The sequence below is a fragment of the Flindersiella endophytica genome (assembly GCF_054779015.1).
On sequence record NZ_BAAGYY010000009.1, the window covers coordinates 57,441 to 84,200 of the forward strand.

Below are 26,760 nucleotides of genomic sequence, written 5' to 3' on the forward strand. Positions count from 1 at the left end.
AGCCACGCTCACGCCGGTTCCGGCCGCGCCGGTACGCCGAGCTGGGTGTAGAGCTCCTGCGCCCACTGCCGATGCTCGTGCGCCTCGCCCGATCGCCCGAGCTCGGCCACGGCGGCGCCGAGCACCTTGTGTTCCCGGGCCTCGTCCAGCGGTTGCTCGAGGCGCACAGCCAGGTCGAGCGCGACGGTCAGGTGCTCGACCGCCTCTTCTGCCCGCCCGCAAGCCAGCAGCACCTCACCGAGCGAGTGGCTGGCCTCCAGCTCGCCGTTGCCGAACTGGATCTCCCTGGCCAGCGCCAACCCGCGCTCGGCCGACTCCAGAGCTTCGCCATCCCGCCCGAGCCCGCACAGCGCCGTGCCGATCAGCGCGTGGATGATGCACTCGTCATGCCGGCGGCCGCTCTCCACGCCGAGCCGCAGCGCCACCCTGAGGTGCTCGAGTGCGGACTCATGGCGCGCCATCGCGACGTAGGTGAAGCCGAGCGAGTGGTGGCTGTACGCCCGCGTCCAGCTGTCACCGAACTCCTCGGCCAGCGCGACCGCCCGCAGGCCATGCTCCTCCGCCGCCTCGAACTCGCCGAGGACCTGCGCCACCTCACTCATCCCGCACAGTGCGTGGGCCTCCCCCTTGCGATCACCATGCTCCCGATACAGCTCGGCGGCCGTCCGCAGACAGTCGCGGGACTCGGAGAACGCCGAATGCGCGCGCAGCGCCGCGCTCAGGTCCGCGAGCAGGGACGCGCGCCGCGTCCTGTCGTCCTCCGGCAGCAACGCCAGCGCCTGCCGGAGGTAGTCGACGGTGGTGGCCTTGCCGGAGGTGTGGAAGGAGATGCTGCCGAGCAGCCAGAGCGCCAGGGCCTCCTCGGTCCGGTTCCCTTCGGCCCGGGCCGCCCGCAGGTGGTGCTCGTGCAGAGCCATCGCGTCGGAGTTGAACGGGCCGTTGCGCAAGTAACGGCTGACCACGTTGGAGAGCTGATAGGCGCGGGCCGGGCGACCCGCGTCGGCCGCGCAGCCGCCGGCGGCGACCAGGTTGGCTCGTTCGCGGTCGAGCCAGGCGAGTGCACGGCGATTCCCGGCGCCGAAGTCCGGTGTCTGAACCTCGGCGGCTCCCACCTCCGGGCGTTGCCTTCGCCGGTCGGGCACACATGCGTCCATCGCGTCGGCGGCGGTACGGGTGTAGTAGCTGAGCAGGCGGTCGATCGCGGCGGCGCAGTCGGGCTCGGGATCCTCGGACTGCGCGGTCTCGGCGGCGTACGCGCGAACCAGGTCGTGGAAGGTGTAGCGGGCGAACGAGTGCGACTGCAGCAGGTTGACGTCGACCAGTTCTTCCAGCGCGCACTCGGCCGTCCGCAGGTCCAGGTCGGCGAGGGCCGCCGCCGCGTAGGCGTCGAAGTCCGCTCCCGGATGCAGGCCCAGCCGCCGGAACAGCCTGCGCTGGTCCGGGTCGAGCGGTTCGTACGACAGCGCGAAGGCCGCGGCGACACTGCGTTTGCCGGTGTCCAGCTCACCGACCCGGGCGTGGTCCTGCCGTAGCCGGTCGAGCAGGTCGGCGAGCCGCCAGGCCGGACGTTTGCGCAGCCGGCCGGCCAGCAGCCGGATCGCGAGCGGGAGACGGCCGCACAGCTCGACGGCTTCGGCGACGGACTCCTCCGGCTCGCCGTCGAGCCGGCCCGGTCCGGCCGCCAGCCGGAACAGGTCGATCGCGGCATCGGACGAGAGCACGTCCAGCGCCACCGGGACCGCGTCGTCGAGGTCGCCCAGCCGGTGCCGGCTCGTCGCGAGGACCAGGCAGCCTGACCCCGGCAGCAACGGCCGTACCTGGCTCTCCGACACGGCGTTGTCCAGCAGCAGGACGAGCCGTTTGCCGGCCAGCCGGCTACGCCAGAGCGCGGCACGGTCGTCCACACCGTCCGGAACGGCCTCGCCGGGTACGCCGATCGACCGCAGCAGCCGTTCCAGCGCGGTCGCCGGTGCGAGCGGCTCCAGGCCCCGGGTGAAGCCGTGCAGGTCGAGGAACACCTGCCCGTCGGGTAACGCGTCCGCGACCCGATGCGCGGCGTGCACCGCGAGCGCGGTCTTTCCGATCCCGGCCATCCCGTCGATCGCGGCGATCACCGCGGCACCCGGATGCTCGCCCACCCGATCCGCGAGCGCCAGCAGCTGGTCCAGTTCGGCCTGCCGTCCGGTCATCGACGGCAGGTCGGTCGGGAGCTGGGCCGGCCTGGCCATGACCATGGCGAGCTCGAGGGCCGGCCCCGACAGCGCAGGATCGGCGCGGAGCATGCGTTGCTGCAGGTCGCGCAGCTCCGGGCCGGGCTCCACGCCGAGCTCCTCGACCAGCCGGCGGTGCGCCTGCCCGTACGCCTCGAGTGCCTCGGCCTGGCGGCCGGAACGGTAGAGCGCGAGCATCAGCAGGCCGCGGAACCGCTCCCGGAACGGATGCTCCTCGGCCAGCCGCTGCAGCTCGCCGGTCACCGCGGCGTGCCGGCCCAGCCTGAGCTCGGCGTCCAGCCGCGACTCCAACGCCGCCAGGCGAACCTGCTCCAGCCGGGTGGCCTCGGCCGCGGCGGCCCCGGAGGCCGACGTGTCGGCGTACGCAGGGCCGCGCCACAGCTCCAGCGCCTCGGTCAGCTGCTGTACGGCCAGGTCCAGCTCGCCGCCGGCGAGCGCCCGCGACCCGCGTTCGGCCAGTTGCTCGAACCGCCCGGCGTCGACGTCGCCGGGGGCCAGCGCACAGACGTACCCGGGGTCGATCGTCCGGATCAGCTGGGCACCGTCGGCGCCGAACACGCGGCGCAGCCGGGAGACCAGCAGGTAGACCTGGTTGGTCGGGTCGCCGGGCCGCTCGTCCGGCCACAGCTGGTCGACGAGGCGGTCGATCGAGACCGGCGAACCACCGCCGAGCAGCAGAGTGGCCAGCAACATCCGCTGCTTCAGGGCCCGGACCGGCTGCCAGCCGCCGTCGCCGTCGACCTCCATCGCGCCGAGCACACGCAGGCGCAACCCGGTCTCCCTTCTCGTCACCGGCCGTTACTACCACGAACGCCGCCGTCCAGTACAGGTCGAGGACAGCTCCCGGAACCAGACTCCATGGCTTGCGATCCGGCACGGGAGTGAGATGACCAACAGAATGCGGCTTGGCGGCCTCTTCGTCCTGGCCCTGACCGCGGTGCTGGGCGCCGGGTTCGGCCCGGCGGCCCGGGCCGACGAGCAGCCACCGAGGATCGAGCTCGTCCTCGACGTCTCCGGTTCGATGCGGGAGAACGACGCCGGCGGGATGACCAGGATGGCTGCTGCCAAGCAGGCCTTGACGGCGGTCATCGACGGCGTGCCGGACGAGGCCGAGGTCGGACTGCGGTTCTACGGGCACACCTACCCCGGCGACGACAAGGCCGCCGGCTGCAAGGACACCGCACTGGTCGCGCCGGTCGGGCGGCTGGACAAGGCCGCGGCCAAGGCGAAGGTCGACGCGCTCGAGCCCGTCGGATTCACACCGATCGGGACGTCCCTACGCCAGGCCGGTGCCGACCTCGGCACGCGGGGGCAGCGCCGGATCATCCTGATCTCCGACGGCGAGGACACCTGCGCGCCACCCGACCCGTGCGACGTCGCGCGGGAGTTGAAGAAGCAGGGCATCGAGCTCGCGATCGACACCGTGGGGTTCAACGTGAACGCCAAGGCCCGGGCCCAGCTGCAGTGCATCGCGCGCGTGACCGACGGCACGTACGGCGACGCCAAGGACGCGGGCGAGCTTTCCTCCCGCGTACAAGGGATGTTCAAGCGCGCGCTGCAGGCCTACGAGCCGGTCGGCAAGCCGGTCAAGGGCTCGCCGAACGGCTGCGAGGACGCACCCGTGCTGACCGCCGGCCAGTACGTCGACCACATCCGCGGCGGATCGCAGCGTCACCTCCGCTATCGCCTCGATCTCGCGCCCGGGCAGCGCGTGCGCGTGTCGTTCACCGCTGTGCTCAACCAGGACTCCGGCACCGGGTGGGGCCTGGCGGCCTGGATGGGCCGGGCCGATGAGCTGGACTCCCTTCCCAACTACGACAACGACGCGATCGCCGACGGCCAGGCCCAGGTCACCGTCGCCACAGGGCTCGGCCGCACGACGTGGGAGGACCTGCACACGAACGAGAGCAGCGTCCCGTTGTGCGTCGTGGTCTGGCCCAGGGTCGGCAGTGAGGGCACCGAAGTGCCGGCCGAGATCCAGGTCGCGATCGACGGCAAGCAGCTGACCTACGACGACCTACCGGAGAGCATGCGTACCGCCAAGCCCGTGCCGACGAAGACCGCGACCCCCACGCCCACCACCGAGCCGGTGTCCAACAAAGCGAAATCCGGTCCCAGCGCTCCGCTGGCCGTCGGAGTCGGTATCGGCGATCTGCTGGCCGGATGCCTGGCCGGCGTGGCTCTCGGAGGCCGTCGATGACGCCGGCCCGGATCCTGGCGGCGGCGTTCGCCGGCGCGCTGGTGTGCTTCCCGGCAGGTGCACTGGCCGAGCAGCCGAGCGAGGGCGGGTACTCCTTCAACGACGCGACGCGACTCACCGGCCCGGCGACGATCAAGCAGGACCTGGTCGTGGGCGAAACGCTGTTCTGGCGGATCGACCTGAAGCCCGGCCAAACGCTGAAGCTCACGTCGACGACCGCGTTCGGCGCGGACTACCAGCCGGACCTCAACCTGGTCGTGCAGTCGCACCTGCTCACCATCTACGGGCCGAACCGGAAGGCCGCGACCTGCCTGGGCGGCGGCCAGTCCTCGGTCAGCCAGGCCGACATCACCGGCACGGTCGAGCTGACCTGCGACTCCGGCCTGATCGGCGACGGCACGAGCGACGACGAGTGGAGCCAACCGGGCACCTACTACTTCACCGTGGCCACCACCCGGCCGGCGGAGAACGTCCGCGGCCTGGTCAAGCCACTCACGCTGAACGTCGAGGTCGAGGGCGAGCCCCGGCCCGCCGCAACGCTCGACTTCGACCCGGGAGAGCCCGTGGACGGCGCGATCGTTCCGACGGCGCCACCTCCGAAGCAACAGAGGAAAGAAGGGGAGAACCAGACCAACCAGAAGGATGCCGAGGCGGACGCCCCTGACGCCGCGGCGTCGCCGGGCGGTGCGGCCCGGGTGCTCGTACCGGCCAGCGCCGGCGCGCTGGGCTGCCTGGTCGGAGGTGGCCTCGGCTTCGCCGTACGCCGGATGCGCCCGGGTCCGCCGCCCGGCCCTCCAACGGGACCATCGGGCGGCCCACCGGCCGGACCGCGGACCGGGCCGCCGCCGAACCAGCCGCCGTGGCCGCAACAGCGGCCGCCGGGGCCGGCCGGACCCACCAGGCCTACTTGGCCTTCTTGACGGCGTCCTTCACCTTCTCGGCCGCCTGCTTCAGGCTGCCCTTGGCCTGCTCGGCCTTGCCTTCTGCCTGCAGGTCTTCATCGTCGGTGGCGTCGCCGACGCCTTCCTTCGCCTTGCCCTTGAGCTCTTCTGCCTTGTTCTTGGCCTTTTCTTCAGCGCCCATGAGTCCTCCTCACGTAGCTCTCGTAACTCCCCTGACTCGAATCACGGCTCGGAGCGTGGCACCTCGCCGCGCCAGCCGCCGGTCTCGGTGCCGCGGGCCTCGACGAAGTCCTTGAACTTGCCGAGGTCGGCCCTGACCTGACGGCCGACGACGCCGAGCTTGTCGGCCGCCTTCTCCGCGACACCGACGGGATCCATCTCCATCTGGACCATGATCTTGGTGTGCGTCTCGTCGAGCCGGTGGAACGTGACGACGCCGGACTGCTCCACCTCGCCCTCGACACTGGTCCAGGCGATTCGCTCGTCGGGTAGTTGCTCGGTGATCTCGGTGTCGAACTCCCGCTCGACACCGCCGATCGAGGTGATCCAGTGATTCCGCGTCGGTGTCACCTGGGTCACCCGCTCGACGCCCGACATGAAGCGGGGGAAATCCTCGAACTGCGTCCATTGGTTGTACGCCGCGCGCACGGGCACGGCCACTTCGATCGATTTCTCGGTACCCATCGCATGGCCGTACCCGGGGCGTGGGCGTGCATGCGCTCAGCCGCGGCAGAGGCAGAACGGGTGCCCCACCGGGTCGAGGAAGACCCGGAAGCTGCTGCCCGGCTGATACTCAGCCTTCGTGGCACCGAGCTTCAGTACCTGCTGTTCGCCTTCGTCGAGGTCGGGTACGTAGAAGTCGACGTGCGCCTGCTGCGGCACGTCCGCGCCCGGCCACTTCGGCGGCGCGTACTCCTCCGCGAGCTGGAACGCCAGTTCCGGCCCACCGTTCGGCGGGCTCAGCACGACCCAGCCGTCGTCGCTGTCGTTGTCGTTGACGGGCCAGCCCACGATCTCGCTGTAGAACGCGGCGAGCTCACGGGGGTTCGGGCAGTCGATGGCGTACGTGCCCAGGCGGGCGATCCCAGTCATGAATCCACTCCTTGTTCGAACACCAGTAAAACCACTATGCCGGTTACGCAAGTCTCGGCGCAAGCCCTTGTGGGATGTCACGATTCAGGTCCAGATGTGTCGTTTGAGTGACCAACTTGGGCCATCCTCCAGCTCAGCGGTTCGCGCGTTTGAACCGCTTTGGCAAACTCGAAGCAGAAGTTGACCTTGGGGACGGATCAGAATGAGGTGCCGACGTGCTTGATCGCCTGCGATGGGGGATCATCGCCACCGGCAACATCGCCAGCTGTTTCGCCAAGGATCTAAGGCTTTTACCCGATCACGACATCGCCGCTGTCGGTTCCCGCAGCCTCGAACGCGCACAGCGGTTCGCGGCCGAGTTCGCCCTGAATGGCAACAGCCCGCACGCCCACGGCAGCTACGCAGAGGTCATCGACGACCCCACGGTCGAAGCCGTCTACGTCGCCACACCGCACTCCGACCACTACGCCACGACGAGGTACGCGCTCGAGGCCGGCAAGGCGGTGCTGTGTGAGAAGGCGTTCACCGTCACCGCCGCACAGGCCCGCGACCTCGTGGCGCTGGCCCGTGCCAAGGGCGTGTTCCTGATGGAAGCCATGTGGATGCGGACCAACCCGCTCCACCTGAAGCTCCGAGAGGTCGTCCAGTCCGGCGCGATCGGGGAGGTCAAGCACGTCCGCGCCGAGCTCGGATTCACTCCGGACTACGATCCGAACGATCGGCTCTGGGCACCCGAACTGGCCGGCGGCGCCCTGCTCGACGTGGGCGTCTACCCGATCAGCTTCGCGTACCACCTGCTCGGCTCTCCACAGGACATCCGCGCGACCGCGCGCCTCGCACCCACCGGCGTCGACGCCGCTGTCACGCTGCAGTTCACCTACGCGGGCGGTGTGTCGGCGAGTCTCGCCGGCGCGTTCGACACCAACCTGCCCAACACCGCCGGCATCGGCGGCACCGAGGGCTGGATCGACCTACCGCGCAGCTTCCACGACACCAACCGGTTCACCGTGTGGCGTCCGGAAGCCGAGCCGGAGGAGTTCGAGGTCGAGCTTTCCGGCGTGGGCTACACCTACGAGGCGGAGGAAGTCGCCCGCTGCCTGCGGGACGGCCGGATCGAGAGCAGCCTGGTGTCGCTCGACGACAGTCTTGCCGTGATGGACATCGCGGATGTTACGCGAAGTCAAATCGGCGTTACTTATCCCGACGAGGTCACCTTCGTAATGTCCGACCTCTCTTAGGGTAAGAGAGGCAGCCAGGAGGTCGAGGCCCCGTGCCCAGCAGTAGCCGAAGCTCATTCGTTGTCGTGGCGAACCGACTCCCCGTCGACCGAGTCACCGCACCCGACGGAAGCACGCGTTTGCGGCGCAGCCCCGGTGGTTTGGTCACCGCGCTCGATCCGGTCATGCGCGCCAACAAGGGCGCCTGGATCGGCTGGGCCGGCTCGACCGGAGAAGCGCCCGAGCCGTTCGACGATTCCGGCATGCACCTCGTGCCGTTGGCGTTGTCGGCGGAGGAGATGGAGACCTACTACGAAGGTTTCTCCAACGCCACGCTCTGGCCGCTCTACCACGACGCGATCGCACCCCCGGAGTTCCGCCGCGAGTGGTGGGACAGCTATCGCGACGTCAACCGCCGGTTCGCCGAGCAGGCGGCGGAGATCGCCGACGAGGGCGCGCTGGTCTGGGTCCACGACTACCAACTGCAGCTCGTTCCCGAGCTGCTTCGCGAGCTGCGGCCCGACCTCCGGATCGGCTTCTTCCTGCACATCCCGTTCCCACCGGTCGAGCTGTACGCACGGCTGCCGTGGCGGCGCAGCATCCTGCAGGGCCTGCTCGGCGCCGACCTGGTTGGCTTCCAGCGTCCCGGCGCGGCGTCCAACTTCCTGCGGCTGACCCGGCGGCTGCTCGGCTACCAGACCTACCGCGACCGCGCGATGCTGCCCGACGGGCGGATCGTACGGGCGGCGGCGTTCCCCATCTCGATCGACGTCGCACAGATGGACCAGCTCGCCCGCGACCCTGCCACCGAGGCGCGTGCGCAGGAGATCCGGCGTGAGATCGGTTCGCCCGAGCACGTCCTGCTCGGCATCGACCGGCTGGACTACACCAAGGGGATCACCGAACGCCTGCAGGCATTTCGCGAGCTGCTCGACAGCGACCAACTCGAGACCGAGGACGCCGCTTTCATTCAGGTCGCGACTCCCAGCCGCGAGCGCGTCGAGCAGTACCAGCTGCTGCGCGACCAGGTGGAGCTGCAGGTGGGCCGCGTCAACGGTGAGCACGGGCGGATCGGGCAGCCCGCTGTCACCTACCTCCACACCTCCTTCGACCGCTCCGAGCTCGCGGCGCTCTACCGCGCGGCCGACGTCATGGTCGTCACCCCGCTCCGCGACGGCATGAACCTCGTCGCCAAGGAGTACGTCGCCGCCCGCCACGACAACACCGGCGTACTACTGCTCAGCGAGTTCGCCGGTGCTGCCGACGAACTGCGGCACGCGATGCTCGTCAATCCCTACGATGTGGACGGGCTGAAGCAGGCGCTGCTCGACGCGGTGCGCATGGAACCGAAGGAGGCGACCCGCAGGATGCGATCGATGCGCCGGATCCTGGCCGACCACGACGTCGACCGGTGGGCCAACACCTTCCTCGACGCGCTGTCCGGAGACCAGGCCGCATGACGCGGTTGCTGGCGCTCGACCTGGGTTCGTCGTCGGTCCGCGCGGCCGTGTGCGACGAGCTGGCCGAGATGATCGACGGCGCCCTCGCGCGGCGCAAGGTGGAACCCCATCAGGACGACGACGGCGCCGGCGAGCTCGACCCGGCGGACTACGTCAACGGGCTGATCGAGTGCATCGACGAGCTCTCCGACGCCGGGCAGCTGTCCGGCGTCACGCAGGTCGCGTGCGCGTCGCAGTGGCATTCCGTGCTCGCGCTCGACGCGTCCGGCGAGCCGGCGTCGGCGGCATTGACCTGGCTCGACACCCGCGCGCAGCCACGCATCCGGCTCGCCGACCCGGAGGCCTTCCACGCGCGCACCGGGTCGTACCTCCACTCGCTCTACTGGACGGCCAAGGTCCCCTACATCGCGGCCGAGCTGGGCGACTCCGGGCGGCGGTTCGTCGGGCTGCCCGACTATGTACGCCGGGTCCTGCTCGGCGACGACGCCACGTCGGTGTCGGTCGCGTCCGGCACCGGCATGCTCGAGCTCACCACCTGTGACTGGGACGAGGAGGCGCTCGAGCTCGCGGGTGTCTCGCGGGACCAGCTGCCGGAGATCACGACCGCGCCGGGCCGGCTCGCGCCGGAGTGGCGGCGGCGCTGGCCGGATCTCGCCGACGCCGAGTGGCAGCCGGTGATCGGCGACGGCGCGGCATCCAACCTCGGCAGCAGCAGCGCCGCGCAGGACTCCGTGGCGATCACGGTCGGCACGTCGATGGCGATGCGGGTCGTTCACGGCGACGGCGTGGCGCCGCCGCCATGGAACGTCTGGCGTTATCGCGTCGATGAGAAGACGCTGGTCAGCGGCATCGCGTTCTCCGGAGGCGGCGTGCTGCACGCCGCCGCGGTCGGCCTGCTCGGGCTCGACGAGCACCACGAGCCGGCCGGCATCCGGCCCGGGGAGTCCGGGCTGCTTGTCGTTCCGCTGCACGCCGGCAGCCGGCCGCCCGGCACGGCACCCGCCGGCTCGGGCGTGGTCGCCGGGCTCTCGCTCGACACCACCGCCGAGCAGTACCTCGCCGGAACGATGGACGGCGTGGCGCTGGAGGCGGCCCGCAGCCTGGCGAGCCTGGAGTCGATGTTCGGCGAGCGGCTGACGGTTGTGCTCGGCGGCGGCGCGGTCCATGCTTCGGAGTGGTGGTGCCAGTCGTTCGCCGCGGCGCTCGGGCGACCGGTGCACGTCGCGGACGACCCCGAGGTCGGCGCGCGCGGCGCCAGCGCCCACGCGCTCGGGATCACGCTGCCCAAGCCCTCGCGGGTGGTGCGACCGGACGGCGGCGACGCCGAGCGGATGGAGCGGGCGCTGGGCCGCTACGTACGGCTGGTCGAGGCGCTCAAAGACCTCACATCCGCCCAAACCTAGATAAATTCCCCATTTTGGCGGAGTCTAATCCGCATGGGAGCTTTTCTGTCCGGCGAAAAACCGGCAGGATGATCCTCTGTAACGGAAAGGGGCCGGGGAGTGACAGCTATGCAGGGGCGGGGTGAGCAGCTCGAGGCGCTGCTGGACCTGGTCACCTGCGGCGTCGTCGCTCTCGACCGGTCCGGGGTGATCACGGCCTGGAACGACGGCGCCGGGTCGATCCTCGGCTGGACCGCCGAGCAGGCGATCGGACACGACGCCGTTGAGCTGACCCTGCCCGAGTCTGCTCGCGAGTCCGCACACGCCGGGCTGGCCCGGCTCGCCGCGGGTGACAGTCCAGGCGGCCCGGGAAACGGCACCGCCGCCCCGGCTTGGAAAGGCAACCTCCTGCTCCGCCGGCACGGCGGCGCGACCGTGCTGTGCGCGGTACGCGCCCAGACCCTCGGTGACGGCTCGGTGCTGGCCGTCTTCGTCGACCTCGCCGACCAGCGGCTGATCGAGGACGAACGCACCAACCTGCTGCGCGCCGAACGCGCCGCGCGGGCCGAGCTCGAGCACGTACGCGACCGGCTGGCGTTCGTCGTCCATGCCAGCAGTCGGCTGGCGTCCTCGCTCGACGTCGGCATGACCCTCGAGACCGCCGGTGACCTGCTGCTTCCGCGCTTCGGCCGGCTGTGCATCATCGACCTCTGGGACGGCCGGCGGCTCGACCGGGTCTACATCAAGGACAGCGCCGGGGCGGGCAGCGGCACCGGCGGACCACCCGGTGGTGCGACGGCCGGCCCGCCGTCCTCGCTGGTCAGCGACCTGAAGATGCTGTCCGGCATGCAGCGCGACGACCACCCCGCGATGCAGGCGATCCGCACCGGCCGGCCGGTCGTGATCACGCGAACCGACGACGAGCTGGTCGCCCAGATGTACGACGACGAAGAGTGCCGGTCGGTCGTGCTGCGGGCGACCGATGGCGGCGGTTTCACCGCGATCCCGTTGATCACCCGCGGCCGGGTGATCGGCGTTCTCACGCTGCTCGGCGCCGGCCGCGACCCGGGCGACAGCGCGTCGCCGGCCGAGGACCTCGCCGTGCTCGAGCAGATCGCGACCCGGGCGGCGCAGTCGATCGAGAACGCGCGGCTGTTCGACGCGGAGCGGCGGCTGGCCCGCAGCCTGCAGGACAGTGAGCGACGGCAGCGGCAGGCCGCACTCACGTTGCAGCGTTCGTTGCTGCCGCCGTGGACGCACCAGCCGGAGGAGCTCGAGGTCGCCACCCGCTACTTCCCCGGAGCCGAAGAGGCCGAGGTCGGCGGCGACTGGTACGACGTGATCCCGGTGGCGCCGGGCCGCACCGCGCTGGTGATCGGCGACGTGATGGGCCGGGGCTTACGCGCGGCGACGCTGATGGGCCAGGTCCGCACCGCCGTCCGCGCGTACGCCCGGCAGGACCTCGCACCGAAGGAGATGCTCGAGCTGCTCGACGGCGTGGTCGCTGACCTCGGCGAGGCCGAGATCGTCACCGGCGTCTACGCCGTCTTCGACGCCGTACGCGGAACGCTGACCTACGCCTCGGCCGGGCACCTGCCGCTGCTGATCGTCGACAAGTCGGGACGCGCGCGGCGGCTCGACCACGAGTCGGGGTTGCCGCTGGGTGTCGGCACGTGCGCGGCACCCGAACACGTCGTGGAGATCCCGGCTGGGACGCTGGTCGCGTTCTACACCGACGGCTTGGTCGAGCACCGCCAGCGCGACGTCGACGCCGGAATCGACGAGCTGGTGACCGCGCTGTCCGGCGCGACCGGCGGGCTCGAAGGGCTCTGCGACACGGTGATCGACGCCCTCCGGCCCGAAGGCGGCTACGACGACGACGTGGGATTGCTGCTGGCGCGGTCGCGCACTCCGAAGGACGGCAAGTCCGGCTCGGGAGTGACGGTCACGGTGCCGCACGACCTGTCGGCGGCACCGTTCGCGCGGTCGCGGGTCGAGCAGGCGCTGCGGCAGTGGGGCATCGACGGCGAGCTGTGCGACAACATCGTGCTCACCGCGGCGGAGCTGGTGGCCAACGCTCTGCAGCACGGCGCGCCACCGATCCTGCTGCAGCTACGCCGCCTGCCCGGCACGATCGTGGTCGAGGCACACGACGGGTCGAGCGCACCACCGCGACCCGGCAACCCCTCACCCACCGACTACGACGCCAGGCGGCGGGGCCTGCAGCTGGTCAAGCTGCTGTCGGCGCGTTGGGGCTGGCGGCGTACCCAGCGCGGCAAGACCGTCTGGTGTGAGCACGTCCTGCCGGTCAGCTGACCCTGCCGCCCAGCGGCACCCGACGGGCGAGGATGACGCGATGGCTGATCCGCCAGCCGGACTCGGTACGAACGACGGTGTCCTCGTAGCTCGCGCTGCCACAGCTGCCGTCCGCCTTGACGGCGAAACCCTTCGAGCGCGCCAGCACGCGGTCGCCGGCCAGTTCCTCGAGCACGATGTTCGTGACGTGGTGGGCGACGGGATTGCCGGCACCCAGTCGCAGTCCGACTTCGCGAAGAGCCGCGAGGCCCTCGACCACCCCGAAGCCGACGTCCGAGATGTCGTACGTGACGTCGGGTGTGAACACCTCGTCCCACCGTTCGAGCTCACCGCTGTCGGTGTACTGACCGTGCAGCGCGAGGATCTCCATGATCTCGAGCCGGTCCGCCACATCCAACGCCATGTCATGATCTCCTCGAACAGACTAAGTGGGGAGTCCCCCGGTAGTCGAACCGTACCGGGGAACTCCCCACTTTTGCAAGGGTGGTTGTGCGGCGAGATCAGTCAGTCAGCAGCTGACCTGGGCTTCAGTCGTCAAGCAGGCGTCGACGCCCGCCTGGCCGTTGCCGGTGTCGCCGAAGACGTGGGCCTGGCCGATCAGCCAGTCCTGACCGCCACCGCCCTGCATCTGGTCGTCGCCGGGCTCGCCGTAGATCGTGTCGTTCCCGTCCCCACCCTGCACCTGGTCGTCGTCCTCGCCGGCGCACACCAGGTCGTCGCCGTCACCGGCGTAGACCGAGTCGTTTCCCGAACTGCCGAGGATCACGTCGGCCCCTCCGCCGCCGAAGACAACGTCGTTGCCACCCCTCGCGTCGATGACGTCGGCTCCGGGTCCGCCGTTCAGCACGTCGTTGTTCGGCCCGCCGACGATGGTCGGCAGCGCGCTGAAGCAGGCCGACTCCAGCTGCTGCGGGCTGGCCGGGTCGCCGTCGTCGTCGGCCGCCTGAGCCATACCAGCGGCGAAGAACCCGCTGACGGCCAGCAGTGCCGCGGCACCGAATACGGCGAATCGTGTACGTAGCTGCATTTTTTCCTCCGTTTGAAGATGCCCCCGCTTTTCGGTGGCTGTCGCCAAGCATGGGAATGAAAGGGCAATCCCGGTAGCCTTTAGGGCTGTCCAAGCTGTCGCTGACAGTCAGCCCTGACAGCACGACCCTGTCGCACAGGGGGACAGATGGCGCGCGTACGAAAGCCAGAGGTGCCGGCCGGCCCGGTCCGGTTGTTCTTCGACCGTGTGCACGGGCTGCACGAGGCGGCCGGACGGCCGAGCATGCGCGAGATCCAACGCCGGACTCGCAACGCACAAAGGCCTTCGGGCATCAACCCCACGACGATCCACGACGTGTTCGCCGCGCCGCGGGTCGCGCGCTGGGAGGTCGTCGAATCCGTCGTGCGACACCTCGGCGGCGACGTCGAGGAGTTCGCCGAACTGTGGCGGCAGGCGCGCAACGCCGAAACGCGCATTCCCGCCGAGTCGGAGAAGCAACGACGGCGGCCGACGTCCGGAATCGCGCAGCTCCCCCTTGACGCGTACGGCTTTATCGGACGACACACGGAAATCGCCCGGCTCGACACAATTCTGGCCACAGGCGACGAGCAGCCGACTTCGGTTCTGATCGCGGTCCTGTCGGGGATGGCGGGGGTGGGCAAAACCACCCTCGCCGTGCATTGGGCGCATCGGGTTGCGGACCGGTTCCCCGACGGCCAGATCTACGTCAACCTGCGCGGCTTCGAGCCGGCCGGCGCCGCGCTGCCTCCGGCCGAGGTGATCCGCGGCTTCCTCGATGCGCTCGGCGTACCCGGCCATCGGGTTCCGGAGGGCCTCGCGGCGCAGGCCGCGTTGTTCCGCAGCATGCTGACCGGCCGGCGCGTGCTGCTCGTCCTCGACAACGCGCGGGACGCCGATCAGGTCCGGCCGCTGCTGCCGGGTGCGGCGGGCTGCCTGGCCGTCGTCACCAGCCGCGACCGGCTGACCGGCCTGGTCGCCACCGAGGGAGCGCACCCGATCGAGCTCGGCCTGCTGCCGGTCGCTGACGCCCGCGACCTGCTGACCCGGCGGCTCGGCGCCGACCGGCTGCTGGCCGAGCCGGCCGCCGCCGGCGACATCATCGAACGCTGCGGGCGGCTGCCGCTGGCGCTCTCGATCGTCGCGGCCAGGGCGGCGACCCGCCCGGAGTGCCCCCTTGGCGCCCTCGCCGACGAGTTGCCGGGCGCGACGTACGGGCTCGAAGGCTTCCGCGGCACGGATCGGCAGACCGACCTGCGAGCGGTGTTCTCGTTGTCGTACCGGACGCTCAGCCCGGCCGCGGCCCGGCTGTTCCGCTACCTGGGCTCGCATCCGGGCCCCGACTTCGGCCTGCCGGCCGCCGCGAGCCTGGTCGGTGAGCTGCCCGAGTCCGCACGACTGGCGCTGGCCGAACTGGTCGAGGCGCACCTGGTCACGACGTACGCGCCCGGCCGGTTCGGCCTGCACGACCTGCTGCGTGCGTACGCGACGCAACAGGCCGGACTCGTCGACAGCGAGCTCGAGCGGGCAGGCGGGCTGCAGCGGATGGTCGGCCACTACCTGCACACCGCGTACGCCGCCGATCGGATGCTCAACCCACGCCGCGAGCCGATCACCCCCGAGCCACCGCCGGCCGGAGTGATGCCCGAGTTCGTCAACGGCGCCGAATCGGCTCTCGGCTGGTTCGAGACGGAACGGTCGGTGCTCCCGGCCGTGCTCGGACAGGCGGTCGGCGCCGGGTTCCACGCAATGGTCTGGCAACTGGCCTGGGCGATGACGACGTACCTCAACCGGCGCGGATACTGGCCCGACCAACTGACGATCACGGCAGCCGGCCTGGAGTCGGCCCGGCTGGCCGGCGACCTCCGCGCCGAGGCACACGCCCACCGGACGATCGGGATCTCCTACATCGGTCTCGGCCTGCTCGACGCGGCCGACTCGCACCTGCACGACGCGCTCGACCTCTTCACGGCGGCGGGCGACATCGCGGGCCAGGGGCATGCCCATCGTGCACTGGCGCGGGCGGCCGCCCAGCAGGGTCGCTACGACCTGGCGCTCGACCATGCGGAGCAGACGCTCGCGTTCTACCGGGAGGCCGGCCACGAGAACGGCGTTGCGATCGCGCTGAACGCGGTCGGCTGGTTCCACGCCCATCTCGGCGACTACGACAAAGCCCTGCAGTACTGCGGCGACGCGCTGGCCCGGCACGAGAAGAACGACGACCGCGACGACGCCGCCGCCGACTGGGACAGCCTCGGCTACATCCACGCCCACCTCGGCGACCACCAGCAGGCCGCCCGGTGCTACGAGCGGGCGCTGACGTTGTTCAGGGAGCAGGGAAACTCCTACCAGGAAGCCAACTCCTACATCAGCCTCGGCGACCTCCACTCCGGCACCGGCGACCTGGCCGGAGCTCGACAGGCCTGGCAGCAGGCCCTCGAGCTCCTCGACAACATCAGCGACCCGGGCGCCCTCGCCGTCCGGGACCGCCTGGCCGGGCTGCCCGCTCAGCGGCCCTCGTAAGCCTCGCGAGCCGTCCGGACCCGATCTAGGTGCCGCACGGCCCACTCGCGGCAGGCCTCGATCGGCTCGAGGAGCGTGCGGCCCAGGTCGGTGAGCTCGTATTCGACGTGCTTGGGGACGCCGGGGTATTCGGTGCGCGAGATCATGCCGTCGCGTTCCAGCGCGCGCAGCGTCTCGGTCAGCACCTTCGGGCTGACGCGGTGCATCGGCACGCGCAGCTCGGAGAACCGCCGCGGCCCGTCCGCCAGGCACTGGACGACCATTCCGCCCCACTTGTCGGCGATCTGGAACGGCGTCAGCGTGGACGGGCAGGCGGCGTCGAACAGGTCCGCGCGAAGAGGTGCCGGCATGAGCCCGAGCTTACGTTGAAGTAACCAACCCTTGCGGAGTTACGGTCTCGCCCATGACACAACGCATCGTGGTGTTCGGCGCGGGCGGCCGCGCCGGACGGACACTGCTGGTCGAGGCCACCGCACGTGGACACCAGGTCACCGGTGTCGTACGAGAGCCCAGCAAATACAGCGATCTGACCGTCGTGGCAGGCGATGTAACCGATCCGGCGAGCGTGGCCGCCGTCGCGGCGGGGCACGACGTCGCGATCCATGCGGCCGCCTCGCTCGAGCCGCCGCACGACGTCTACTTCGTCTCGGCGGTCAATGCGCTGCTGGCCGGCCTGGCCGAAGCGGGCGTCGGACGCCTGCTGGCGTACGGCGTCGGCAGCAACCTGGAGGTCTCGCCCGGCGTCCGGGTGATGGACACGCCCGACTTTCCGAAGGAGTACCTGCCGTTCTCGCTCGGGCACACGGCAGCACTGCACGTCCTGCGCGCGGTCACCACACCGGTCGACTGGGTGATGCTGACGCCTGCGGGCGACTTCGTACCCGACGGTGAACCTACGGGCCGCTACCGGATCGGTGGTGACGAGCTGCCGGATCAGCCGAAGCCCTTGTCGTACGCCGACTTCGCGATCGCAGTGCTCGACGAGATCGAGCACCCTCGCCACCACCGCACCCGGATCAGCGTGGCCGCGGCGGACTAGGCGGTTTTCGGGTTCGACGATCGGTCGGGTACAACATCTCTTCATGCACACCTGCTGGGTCTTCGACCTCGACAACACGCTCTACCCGCGCACGACTGGTCTCACTCAGCAGATGGACCGCCAGCTCGGCCGCTATCTGCAGCAGAGGTTCGACCTCGATCCGCCGGCGGCCGAAGCCATGCGCCAGGACCTCAGCCGCCGGTTCGGGACCACGTTGCGCGGGTTGATCGAGGAGCACGACTTCGACCCGCGGACGTTCGTGGAGTTCGAGCAGGACATCGACTACTCCGCGCTGGTGCCCGATCCAGTCCTGGTGGCGGCGATGTCCCGCCTTCCCGGCCAGAAGTACATCCTGACGAACGCCACGCGCCGGCACGCGGTCACCGTGCTCGGCACGCTGGGGCTACCTGGCGACTTCGCCCCGATCTTCGACATCGTCGACGCGGGGTTCCTGCCGAAGCCGGACCGGCGCATGTACGACCTCTTCCTGGACCGGCACGGCGTACAGCCCGAGCACACGGTCATGGTCGAGGACATCGCCGCGAACCTCGTGGAGCCGAAGGCACTCGGCATGACCACCGTCCTGGTCGATCCGACTGGCGGGACGGTGGCCGCCGGGCAGGTCGACCATGTCACCGACGACCTGCCCGGGTTCCTGGACCGCTGGCCGGGCTAGGCAGCCAGGGTCCAGAGGGCGTTGGCGATCGCGTCGGAGTTGCGGTCGAGGGCGGTCTCGTTGAGGTTCTCGGTGGTGTCGCAGGCGCTGTGGTAGCACGCGTCGAACGCCTCACCGGCCTGGCCGCCCCACTGCTCGGCCTGCTCCGCCGTCATCTCGGCCTCGGCTCCGGTGAACAGGCCGCCCACCGCGACGCCCGCGTCGGCGAACGGGGCGTGGTCGGAACGGCCGTCGCCTTCGGTTTCCGGTGCTGTGGTGATCGAGAGGCCGGCGAAGTAGTCGGTGAACACCTTCTCGATCGCGGGGTCGTCGTCGTAGACGAAGTAGCCGGCGTTCGGCGAGGCGATCATGTCGAAGTTGAGGTACACCGAGATGCTGTCAAGCTGCTCTTGCGACTGCTGATCGACATAGAACGACGAGCCGACCAGGCCGCTCTCCTCCGCGGTCCACCACGCGAAGCGTACGTGCTTGGCCAGCTGCGGTTTCTGCTCCGACAGCGTGAGCGCCGTCTCGAGCAGCGCGGCCGACCCCGGGCCGTTGTCGTTGATACCCGGACCGGCGGACACGCTGTCGAGGTGGCCGCCGAGCATGATGGTCTGTGCCTCGTCGCCGCCCGGCCAGTCGGCGATGATCCACCACTGCCCCCGACCACCACCCCTCTGGGCCCGGGCAGCTGGTGCACTGCTGGCGGGTGATCGTGAAGCCGGCCGCCTCCAGCGTCGACGCGATGTAGTCGGCGGACGCGGCATAGCCCGGCTCCCCGGCGGCGCGGTTGCCGCCGTTGTCGGTGGCGATCGTCTGGAGCTTGTCCAGGTGCGCCACCACGTCGGCGACGTTGATGTCAGGAGCGGCGGCGGGTGCTGGTGGCTCCGCGAACGCCGGCGCCGAGGCGGTGAGGGTGGCCGCTTGGGGCCTGTTCACGAACTAGGTGCGATTGGTGAAACGGCTGGTCAGCGCTGCACGCGAGCCCCGGCGCCGCGCACGAGCGCCTCGACTTCCTTGAGGTTGGCCATCGAGGTGTCGCCGGGCGTCGTCATCGCCAGCGCGCCGTGTGCCGCGCCGTACTCCACCGCCACCGCGAGGTCGCCCTTCTCGATCAGGCCGTAGATCAGGCCGGACGCGAAGCTGTCGCCGCCGCCCACGCGGTCGAGGATCTCCAGCCCCGGCCGGTGTGTGGCCTCGACGAAGCCGGAGTCCGACGACCAGGCGATCGCGCCCCAGTCGTTGACGGTGGCACTCTTGACGCCGCGCAGCGTCGTGGCGACGACCTGGAAGTTGGCGTATTCCTTGGTCACCGCCTCGATCATCCGCTTGAAGTTCTCGGTCTCGAGGTTGGTCAGCGACTCGTCGGTGTCGGGCACCGCGAAGCCGAGGCTGGCGGTGAAGTCTTCCTCGTTGCCGATCATCACGTCGACGTACTGCGCCAGCTGCCGGTTGACCTCCTGCGCCCGCGCCTCGCCGCCGATCGCCTTCCACAGGCTCGGGCGGTAGTTGAGGTCGTACGACACGATCGTGCCGTGGCGGTGCGCGGCCGCCATCGCGGCCTCCATCACGGCCGGCGTGCCCTCCGACAGCGCCGCGAAGATGCCGCCGGTGTGCAGCCAGCGCACGCCGAGCGTGCCGAAGATGTGCTCCCAGTCGAAGTCGTCCGGGCTCAGCTGCGACGCCGCCGTGTGCCCGCGGTCGGACGTGCCGGTGGCGCCACGAGCGCCGAACCCGCGCTCGGTGAAGTTGATCCCGTTCCGGACAGTCCGGCCGATCCCGTCGTAGGGCACCCATTTGACGAACGAGATGTCAACTCCGCCTTGCAGGATGAGATCTTCGAGCAGGCGTCCGATCTCGTTGTCGGCGAACGCGGTGAGCACACCGGTCCGCTTGCCGAAGCACCGGCGCAGCCCGCGCGCGACGTTGTACTCGCCGCCGCCTTCCCAAGCCTGGAACGAACGCGCGGTGCGCACCCGGAGGTCACCCGGGTCGAGGCGCAGCATGATCTCGCCGAGCGACAGCAGGTCGTAGCGGCACTCCTCGGCGGGCCGGATCTCAAGCATCGGAGGTTCCTCCATCGATCGACTTGACGGCGGCGACGGCCTCGGCGGTACGCCGGGTCACCTCGTCCCAGTTGCCGGCCTTCAGCAGGTCGGGCGCGACCATCCAGGTGCCACCGACCGCCGCCACGGCCGGGATCGCGAGGTAGTCGGCGAGGTTGGCGGTGGTCACGCCACCGGTAGGAATGAAACGGACGTTACGGAACGGCGCCGACAGCGCCTTGACCATGCCGGGTCCGCCCAGCTGCCCGGCCGGGAAGAACTTCACCGTGGTGATGCCGAGCTCCAGCGCCTGCTGGATCTCCGTGGCCGTCGCGACGCCGGGGAAGACCGGGATCCCGACCTCCTGGCAGTGCTTGACGACCGTCGGCGAGAAGCCGGGGCTGACGATGAACCGCGCTCCGGCGGAGACGGCCTGGTTGACCTGCGCCGTGCTGACGACCGTGCCGGCGCCGACCAGCAACGACGCGTCCTCGGCGAGGATGCGCAGGCTCTCGGCCGCGGCGTCGGTGCGGAACGTCACCTCCACGCAGGTGAGGCCGCCCGCGAGCAGCGCCGCACCCAGCGGCGCGGCCCCGGCGGGATCGTCGAGCACGACGACCGGCACCAGACGGGACTGGGCGATCGGGTCGGTGGCGTCGGACACGGAGACCTCCTCAGGTTCGCACCCTCACGGGCGCCAAGGAAAGCGTATTCCTTCCAGGCTGCAACGGTGCGCGCCCCTCACCGTCCTACGTTGTCGGCGCTGAACATCGTGGCCAGCTCCGGTCGCCGGGGCAGGCCCTCCCAGTCGCCCTCGACGGAGACCGCGTACGCGCCGCAGACGTTGCCGCGGACCAGCCGCTCGTGCGGCGGCAGGTCGTCGAGCCGGGCCGAGAGGTAGCCGGCGACGAACGCGTCGCCCGCGCCGACCGGGTCGACCAGACTGACCTTCAGGCCCGGCGCGCGTACGACCTCGTCGCCGGTGAACGCAAGCGCGCCTTGCTCGCCGAGCTTGATCACGACCTCGGCCGGGCCGCGCTTGGCGAGCTCGCGGGCGAGGTGCTCCGGCTCACCCGCGCCCACGACCAGTTCGGCCTCTTCCGTGCCGGCGAAGGCCACGTCGGACTGCTCGACCAGAGCAGCCAACTCCTTTGCGGCATCGGGTTTCGACCACAGCGCGGCGCGATAGTTGAGGTCGAACGACACCGCGACGCCCGCCTGCCGGGCCAGCTCCACAGCACGATGCACGCACGCACGAGCCGGCTCCGAGAGCGCCGGCGTGATGCCGGTGACGTGCAGGATCCTGGCCCCGTCGATCGGCACGCCGTCGAGGTCGCCGGGCGAGAGCCGCGAGCCGGCCAGGCCCTTGCGGTAGTAGCTCACCCGTACGCGATCGGCGGTGCGGTGCTCGCGCAGGATCAGCGCTGTCGGCGCATCGGAGCCAAGCCGCACGCCGCTGACGTCGACACCCTCACCGCGCAAGGCGTCGTGGATCAGCTGCCCCAGCGGGTCGGATCCCAGCCGGGAGACGAACGCCGGCCGGTGCCCGAGCCGCGCCAGCCCGATCGCGACGTTGCTCTCGGCGCCCGCGAACGAGATCCGCGCCGCCGAGCCGACCGCGAACGGTCCGGTGCCGGTCGCCGCGATCAGTGCCATGGTCTCGCCGAGGGTGACGACCTCGGGGTTACTCACCGGTGGCCTCGCACGCTGCCGACGATGATCCTGGCCCGGTCGGCCAGCGCGTCGAGGCTGCCCGACGGATCACAGGCGTTCTCCACAAGGGGTTTCCCGACGCCCACCGCGGTCGCGCCGGCCTGCAGATAGGCGCCGGCGTTGGCGATGTCGACCCCGCCGGTCGGGACCAGGGGAATGTCGGGCAACGGGCCACGGATCGCCCGGAGGTAGGAAGTGCCGCCGACGGAGATCGGGAACACCTTCACCATCGTGGCGCCCGCCCGCCAGGCCGTGAGGATCTCCGTGGGCGTGAACGCGCCGGCGATGATCGGAACGCCCAGTCGCCTGGCCTCCGAGATCACCTCGAGGTTGGTGTCGGGAGAGACGAGATAGGTCGCGCCCGCCTCGACGGCGACGCGGGCGTTGTCCGGCGTCGTGACGGTGCCCGTCCCCAGCGCCACGAACTCGGGCTTGCGTTCTGCGTAGGCGGAGATGGCGTCGGCGACGCCCGGCGTGGTGAACGTGAACTCCACCGCGCGAATCCCCGCGGTGACGAGCGTCTCGGCGACTTCGACGAACCGGTCGGCTGCCGGCGCACGCAAGATGGCCACGATCGGACACTCGGCCAGCGCGCCGCTCAGGTCCATCGAGTATCCCTCCGATTGACGGGTATCGCAGCAAACAGTACTCGACGAATTCCTTGACCGATCCGTCCGGTTTTTGTTGACTAGCGGGTAATGCACAGCAACCCCGGCGAGAGACGGGAGAGCAGATGGCAACGGGCGAGGCCGGCTTCACCCCAGCGCTTTCGACCAAACACCTACCCGGTGTGGAAGTCCGCGAGCTCCCGCCCGCACCGACCAACACCTGGCGGATCATCGGGCCGGGCCTGGTGGGAGCGGGCGTCGGGCTCGCGTCCGGCGAGTTCATTCTCTGGCCCTACATCGCGTCCCAGGTGGGCATGGTGTTTCTCTGGGGCGCTGTGCTGGGCGTTATCACGCAGTGGTTCCTCAACATGGAGATCGAGCGCTACACCCTGGCCACGGGCGAAACCGCGCTCACCGGTTTCAGCCGCTTGTGGAAACACTGGGGCCTGGTCTTCGCGGTGCTGACGTACTTCGCGAACATGTGGCCAGGCTGGGCGACCAGCTCGGCCACGATGGTGACCTACATCTTCGGCGGCGGCAACGTCGCGGCGATCGCGGTCGTCATGTTGCTCGCGTGCGGCGCCGTCCTGACGCTCGCGCCGATCGTCTACAACGCCTTGGAACGCGTCATTTTCGTCAAGGTCGCCGCGATCGTGGTGTTCCTCCTGATCGCCATCGTCTTCGCGATCAACGCCGACACCTGGCGCTCGCTGGGCGACGCCGTGACGCACTTCGGCCGGATCCCCGACCTGGAGTTCGCGCTGATGCTCGGCGCGATCGCCTACGCCGGTGCCGGCGGTGGCCAGAACCTCTGCCAGAGCAACTGGATCCGCGACAAGAGCTTCGGGATGGGCAAGTACGTTCCGCGGCTGGTGAGCCCGGTCACCAACGAAGCGGTCGCCGCGCCGTCGACCGGATACGCCTTCGCTCCCACGGCTCAGAACATGGAGAACTGGCGGCGCTGGTGGCGGTTCGCCAACGTCGAGCAAGCCGCGACGTTCGTCCTCATCACCTGCTTCACGATCGGCTTCATGTCGATGCTGGCGTTCTCGACCGTGTACGGCAAGAGCGGGCTGGAGAACTCCATCGACTTCCTCGGGGTTGAGGGTGAGGCGCTGAAGCAGTCGGTCGCACCGTGGTTCGGCTACCTGTTCTGGGTCATCGGCGCCTACTCCCTCTTCGCGGCGGCGATGGGCATCATCGACTACACCAGCCGGCTCGCCTCCGACCTGCTGGCCACGGTCTACCTTCGTGGCAGGGGCATCTCGGAGAGCCGGATCTACTTCTGGCTGGTCTGGGGACTGGTGGCGTTCGGCATCTTCGTGCTGCTGATCGGCGTCGACCAGCCACTGGTGCTGCTCGTGATCTCCTCCTGCGTCAGCGGGACGATGATGGCGATCTACGGCGTGCTGCTGATCTGGATGAACAAGCGGGCGCTGATGCCGCAGATCCGGATCAGGACGTTCCGTACGGTGGTGATCGGGCTGGCGGTCCTGTTCTACGGCACGCTCGCCGTCATCACGATCTACCAGCAGGGAGCGAAGCTCTTCGGCGGCGGCTGACTCGAACCTGCTCAATCCCCTGCCCGAGCGGGGTTGTGCAGCATGTGCAGGCCGTAGTTCTCCGACATCTCGCGCAACGCCGCGACGGCCCGCACGGAGTTGCCGACGTTGTCCAGGGGCGGGCTGTAGACCGCCACACCGAAGCGGTCCGGGCAGGCTGCCAGCACCGCGCCGGACACGCCACTCTTGGCGGGCAGCCCGACCCGGACCAGCCAGTCGCCGGCACCGTCGTACATGCCACAGGTCGCCATCACGGCCATGGTCTGCACCGTCACCGGCTCGGGCATCACAGCCTCGCCGGTGACGGGGTTGACGCCGCCGTTGGCCAGCGTCGCCGCCATCACCGCGAGGTCGCACGTGGTCACCTGGACGGCGCACTGGCGGAGGTAGAGGTCCAGTGCGTCCAGCCCGGTGCCGGGCAGCGCGCCGAGACTGCGGATCAGGTACGTCAGCGCCCGGTTGCGGTCGCCGGTCGCAAGCTCCGAGGCGTAGACCGCCTCGTCCATCCGAAGCCTGCGGCCCGCGCACGCGCTGAACCAGTCGAGGATCCGCTCGAAGCGTTCGTCCTGGGTGGCTCCGGGCACCAGCCCGCTCACCACGATGGCGCCGGCGTTGATCATCGCGTTCGCCGGGCGGCCGGTCTCGGCTTCCAGGCTGATCGCGTTGAACGCGTCACCGCTCGGCTCGGCGCGGACCCAGCGATCGACCACCTCCGCGCCCAGCTTCGCCAGCACGAGCGCGTAGACGAACGGCTTGGAGACCGACTGCATCGTCAGCGTCTCCATCGCGTCGCCGGCGTGATAGCGACGCCCGCTCATGCCGACGATGGCCAGCCCGAAACTGCCGGGGTCGGCCGACGCGAGCTCGGGAATGTGATCCCACACGGTGCCGTCGGTGATCGGCTTGATCTGCGTGTGCAGTGTCCGCAGGGCGGCCTCGACGACCTCGGGAGAGATGAGTTCCATGGCCCCTACTTACCCCTAGAGGGCCGGCCTCATCTCGAAGCCGGGACTCAGGCGAAGTAGGTTCCGCCGTTGAGGTCGATGACCGTGCCCGTCGCGAACGAGCCGAGGTCGGACGCGAAGTAGAGCACCGCACCGGCGACGTCTCCGGGATAGCCCGCGCGCCCCAAGGGGGTCGACTCGATCGTCGCCTGCTGGTCGGCCTCCGGCGTGTGCTGCGGATGGAAAGGCGTGTCGAGGATCAGCCCGGGCGCCACGGCGTTGACCGTGATCCCGAGCGGGCCGAGCTCCTTGGCCATGCCCTTGGTCAAGCCGTGGACGCCGGCCTTGGCCGCGGCATAGGCCGCCGCGCCGTGCCCGCCGCCGTTCTGGCCGGCCAGCGAGGAGATGTTGACGATCCGCCCGCCCGGCGGCATGTAACGCAGGATCGCCCGGCTGCACAGGAAGCAGCTCGTCAAGTTGAGGTTGATGACTTGGTACCAGTGCTCGTCGGACATCTCGGCGATCGGCGTGCGACCGACCAGCCCGCCGGCGTTGTTGACGAGGATGTCGAACTTGCCGCCGAGCCGCTTGGCGGCCCGTCCGATCGCGGACTCGACGTGTCCGCTGTTGGTCGCGTCCATGGCGTACGCCGCGCACCGGCGGCCGAGTGCCGAGATCTCCTGGCCGGTCTGGGTGGCATCGCTACGGAGGTAGGTGAACGCCACGTCCGCGCCCGCCCGGGCCAGCGCGAGCGCGACGCCGCGACCGATCCCGACCGCGCCACCTGTGACCAGCGCGGTCTTGCCTCGCAGGTCGATCGACATTCGTTCCTCCTCGTGGCCCCCCGTGGCAGCAAGCCAATCAAGCTAATACAGTTACCATCTCTGCCGCGACTTCGTACTGCAGGGGCTCTCCCGCCACGAACCGTCGAATCTCCCGCACCATCGCGTCACCTTGCATCCGATGCGACTCCACCGTGTGCCCGGCCGCGTGCGGAGAGATCAAAACCCCAGGCAGGCGGCGCCATTCGCTGTCGGGCTGCAGGGGTTCCGCTGGGAAGACGTCGAGCGCGGCCTTGATCCGGCCACTCCGCAGCTCCGCGAGCAACGCCTCCGGCTCGATCAGGCCGCCACGTGCGCTGTTCACCAGGAGCGCGCCGTCGCGTAGGCGTGCGAGCTCGCCGGCGCCCAGCAGGTTCTCGGTCTCCGGCAGGAGCGGTACGTGCAGCGTCACCACGTCGCTGCTCTCGAGCAGTACCGGCAGTGTCACCAGCTCGACGCCGAGCTCGTTCGCCGTCGGCTCGTCGAGCAGCGGATCGACGACGAGCACACGGCAGCCGAACGCCCGGAGCAGGCCGATCACCGCCCGGCCGGTTCGGCTCGCACCGATCACACCGACGGTCTGCGCCCCGAGCAACCGGCCGGGATGCCGTTCGCGCAACACCGACCAGGACTCGCCCGCGCGGAGGCCGGCGTCGTGCAGGTGCAGCTCGCGGATCGACGACAGCATCTGCAGGATCACCAGCTCCGCAACGGATTCCGCGATCACGGCCGCCGACTGGCAGACCACGACCCGCTTCCCGACCAGCTCCTGCGGAACGAGCCGGCGGATGCTGCCCGCGGTGTGCGCGACCAACCGCAGCTCCGGCCGGGCGGCGAGCAGCTCGGCCGACAGCGGCGGAGTTCCCCAGCCGGACAGGCAGGCGATCGCGCCTCGTACCAGCTCGGGCAGGTCCCAGCCGCCGGGCTCACCCGACGCGAACCGGACGTCCGCCACTTCGGCGAGCCGCTCCTCCGCGGCCTCGGACAGCACCATTCGACGAGTCGGCTCGGACAGCAGTACGGCAACGCGGGGGCGCATGT

25 protein-coding genes are annotated in these 26,760 nt (G+C 70.1%); 10 read left to right on the forward strand and 15 right to left on the reverse strand.

Translation table 11 applies throughout. The features are described 5' to 3' along the window. Positions 1–8: 8 nt before the first annotated feature. The gene (locus ACYVF6_RS05595) at positions 9–3,023 is read right to left on the reverse strand and encodes an AfsR/SARP family transcriptional regulator (protein WP_460516574.1); all 3,015 of its coding nucleotides are present in this window, start codon (positions 3,021–3,023) and stop codon (positions 9–11) included. A 94-nt stretch (positions 3,024–3,117) separates the two neighbouring features. On the opposite strand from ACYVF6_RS05595, the gene ACYVF6_RS05600 reads away from it, so the two are divergent. After that, entirely contained in the window at positions 3,118–4,431 is a 1,314-nt protein-coding gene (locus ACYVF6_RS05600) for a VWA domain-containing protein (RefSeq protein WP_460516577.1), read from the forward strand. Further along, positions 4,428–5,351 (forward strand): hypothetical protein, encoded by a 924-nt coding sequence (locus ACYVF6_RS05605; RefSeq protein ID WP_460516579.1) that lies wholly within the window; start codon positions 4,428–4,430, stop codon positions 5,349–5,351. Before ACYVF6_RS05600 ends, ACYVF6_RS05605 begins: the two co-directional genes overlap by 4 nt. Here ACYVF6_RS05605 and ACYVF6_RS05610 read toward each other — a convergent pair. The 3 genes from ACYVF6_RS05610 to ACYVF6_RS05620 are packed head-to-tail and all read right to left on the reverse strand — an operon-like array spanning position 5,335 to position 6,425. Beyond that, positions 5,335–5,514 (reverse strand): CsbD family protein, encoded by a 180-nt coding sequence (locus tag ACYVF6_RS05610; protein WP_460516582.1) that lies wholly within the window; start codon positions 5,512–5,514, stop codon positions 5,335–5,337. The genes ACYVF6_RS05605 and ACYVF6_RS05610 overlap by 17 nt on opposite strands. A gap of 41 nt (positions 5,515–5,555) precedes the next feature. Continuing rightward, the gene (locus ACYVF6_RS05615; protein ID WP_460516584.1) at positions 5,556–6,017 is read right to left on the reverse strand and encodes an SRPBCC family protein; all 462 of its coding nucleotides are present in this window, start codon (positions 6,015–6,017) and stop codon (positions 5,556–5,558) included. 36 nt (positions 6,018–6,053) lie between these two features. Beyond that, the gene (locus ACYVF6_RS05620; protein WP_460516587.1) at positions 6,054–6,425 is read right to left on the reverse strand and encodes a VOC family protein; all 372 of its coding nucleotides are present in this window, start codon (positions 6,423–6,425) and stop codon (positions 6,054–6,056) included. A 215-nt stretch (positions 6,426–6,640) separates the two neighbouring features. Here ACYVF6_RS05620 and ACYVF6_RS05625 point away from each other — a divergent pair, with 215 nt between their 5' ends. The 4 genes from ACYVF6_RS05625 (at position 6,641) to ACYVF6_RS05640 (ending at position 12,800) form a co-directional block, all read left to right on the forward strand. After that, positions 6,641–7,663 (forward strand): Gfo/Idh/MocA family protein, encoded by a 1,023-nt coding sequence (locus ACYVF6_RS05625; protein ID WP_460516590.1) that lies wholly within the window; start codon positions 6,641–6,643, stop codon positions 7,661–7,663. Positions 7,664–7,695: 32 nt separating this feature from the next. Further along, positions 7,696–9,102, forward strand: coding sequence for an alpha,alpha-trehalose-phosphate synthase (UDP-forming) (locus tag ACYVF6_RS05630; protein ID WP_460516593.1), 1,407 nt, complete (start codon positions 7,696–7,698; stop codon positions 9,100–9,102). Continuing rightward, entirely contained in the window at positions 9,099–10,505 is a 1,407-nt protein-coding gene (locus tag ACYVF6_RS05635) for an FGGY family carbohydrate kinase (RefSeq protein WP_460516596.1), read from the forward strand. Before ACYVF6_RS05630 ends, ACYVF6_RS05635 begins: the two co-directional genes overlap by 4 nt. A gap of 108 nt (positions 10,506–10,613) precedes the next feature. Further along, a complete protein-coding gene (locus ACYVF6_RS05640) occupies positions 10,614–12,800 on the forward strand; it encodes an ATP-binding SpoIIE family protein phosphatase (RefSeq protein WP_460519390.1) in 2,187 nt (728 codons plus the stop codon). Here the strand turns inward: ACYVF6_RS05640 and ACYVF6_RS05645 are convergent. Together ACYVF6_RS05645 and ACYVF6_RS05650 are read right to left on the reverse strand one after the other, a co-directional pair. Next, complete coding sequence (locus tag ACYVF6_RS05645) at positions 12,793–13,203, reverse strand: nuclear transport factor 2 family protein (RefSeq protein WP_460516599.1); 411 nt, start codon at positions 13,201–13,203, stop codon at positions 12,793–12,795. The genes ACYVF6_RS05640 and ACYVF6_RS05645 overlap by 8 nt on opposite strands. Before the next feature lie 105 nt (positions 13,204–13,308). Next, positions 13,309–13,827: a calcium-binding protein gene (locus ACYVF6_RS05650; protein ID WP_460516602.1), complete on the reverse strand. Its 519-nt coding sequence runs from the start codon at positions 13,825–13,827 to the stop codon at positions 13,309–13,311. A gap of 147 nt (positions 13,828–13,974) precedes the next feature. Here ACYVF6_RS05650 and ACYVF6_RS05655 point away from each other — a divergent pair, with 147 nt between their 5' ends. Beyond that, positions 13,975–16,329: an ATP-binding protein gene (locus tag ACYVF6_RS05655; protein WP_460516605.1), complete on the forward strand. Its 2,355-nt coding sequence runs from the start codon at positions 13,975–13,977 to the stop codon at positions 16,327–16,329. On the opposite strand, the gene ACYVF6_RS05660 is transcribed toward ACYVF6_RS05655, so the two are convergent. Then, complete coding sequence (locus ACYVF6_RS05660) at positions 16,314–16,679, reverse strand: winged helix-turn-helix transcriptional regulator (RefSeq protein WP_460516608.1); 366 nt, start codon at positions 16,677–16,679, stop codon at positions 16,314–16,316. The two genes, ACYVF6_RS05655 and ACYVF6_RS05660, sit on opposite strands and share 16 nt — an antisense overlap. Positions 16,680–16,732: 53 nt before the next feature. On the opposite strand from ACYVF6_RS05660, the gene ACYVF6_RS05665 reads away from it, so the two are divergent. Both ACYVF6_RS05665 and ACYVF6_RS05670 read left to right on the forward strand, forming a co-directional pair. After that, positions 16,733–17,368, forward strand: coding sequence for an NAD(P)-dependent oxidoreductase (locus ACYVF6_RS05665; RefSeq protein WP_460516611.1), 636 nt, complete (start codon positions 16,733–16,735; stop codon positions 17,366–17,368). 43 nt (positions 17,369–17,411) lie between these two features. After that, complete coding sequence (locus ACYVF6_RS05670; RefSeq protein WP_460516614.1) at positions 17,412–18,044, forward strand: HAD family hydrolase; 633 nt, start codon at positions 17,412–17,414, stop codon at positions 18,042–18,044. Here the strand turns inward: ACYVF6_RS05670 and ACYVF6_RS05675 are convergent. From ACYVF6_RS05675 to ACYVF6_RS05695, 5 genes are all read right to left on the reverse strand, one after another. Continuing rightward, the gene (locus ACYVF6_RS05675) at positions 18,041–18,793 is read right to left on the reverse strand and encodes a M28 family peptidase (protein WP_460516616.1); all 753 of its coding nucleotides are present in this window, start codon (positions 18,791–18,793) and stop codon (positions 18,041–18,043) included. The genes ACYVF6_RS05670 and ACYVF6_RS05675 overlap by 4 nt on opposite strands. Before the next feature lie 201 nt (positions 18,794–18,994). Further along, a complete protein-coding gene (locus ACYVF6_RS05680) occupies positions 18,995–20,092 on the reverse strand; it encodes a sugar kinase (RefSeq protein ID WP_460516619.1) in 1,098 nt (365 codons plus the stop codon). Continuing rightward, complete coding sequence (eda, locus tag ACYVF6_RS05685) at positions 20,085–20,735, reverse strand: beta/alpha barrel domain-containing protein (protein ID WP_460516622.1); 651 nt, start codon at positions 20,733–20,735, stop codon at positions 20,085–20,087. Before eda ends, ACYVF6_RS05680 begins: the two co-directional genes overlap by 8 nt. Positions 20,736–20,812: 77 nt before the next feature. Next, a complete protein-coding gene (locus ACYVF6_RS05690; RefSeq protein ID WP_460516625.1) occupies positions 20,813–21,763 on the reverse strand; it encodes a sugar kinase in 951 nt (316 codons plus the stop codon). Then, positions 21,760–22,392, reverse strand: a complete 633-nt coding sequence (locus ACYVF6_RS05695; protein ID WP_460516628.1) for a bifunctional 4-hydroxy-2-oxoglutarate aldolase/2-dehydro-3-deoxy-phosphogluconate aldolase — start codon at positions 22,390–22,392, stop codon at positions 21,760–21,762. The genes ACYVF6_RS05690 and ACYVF6_RS05695 overlap by 4 nt, the downstream gene beginning before the upstream one ends. A 125-nt stretch (positions 22,393–22,517) precedes the next feature. Between ACYVF6_RS05695 and ACYVF6_RS05700 the strand changes: the two genes are divergently transcribed. Next, complete coding sequence (locus ACYVF6_RS05700) at positions 22,518–23,954, forward strand: Nramp family divalent metal transporter (protein WP_460516631.1); 1,437 nt, start codon at positions 22,518–22,520, stop codon at positions 23,952–23,954. Between the two features lie 11 nt (positions 23,955–23,965). Here the strand turns inward: ACYVF6_RS05700 and glsA are convergent, their stop codons facing one another. Genes glsA through ACYVF6_RS05715 form a run of 3 tightly spaced genes read right to left on the reverse strand, consistent with a single transcriptional unit; the run spans position 23,966 to position 26,758 of the window. Beyond that, the gene (gene glsA, locus ACYVF6_RS05705) at positions 23,966–24,919 is read right to left on the reverse strand and encodes a glutaminase (RefSeq protein WP_460516635.1); all 954 of its coding nucleotides are present in this window, start codon (positions 24,917–24,919) and stop codon (positions 23,966–23,968) included. A gap of 47 nt (positions 24,920–24,966) precedes the next feature. Further along, positions 24,967–25,722: an SDR family NAD(P)-dependent oxidoreductase gene (locus ACYVF6_RS05710; RefSeq protein ID WP_460516638.1), complete on the reverse strand. Its 756-nt coding sequence runs from the start codon at positions 25,720–25,722 to the stop codon at positions 24,967–24,969. Positions 25,723–25,759: 37 nt separating this feature from the next. Then, the gene (locus tag ACYVF6_RS05715; RefSeq protein WP_460516641.1) at positions 25,760–26,758 is read right to left on the reverse strand and encodes a hydroxyacid dehydrogenase; all 999 of its coding nucleotides are present in this window, start codon (positions 26,756–26,758) and stop codon (positions 25,760–25,762) included. Positions 26,759–26,760 lie beyond the last annotated feature (2 nt).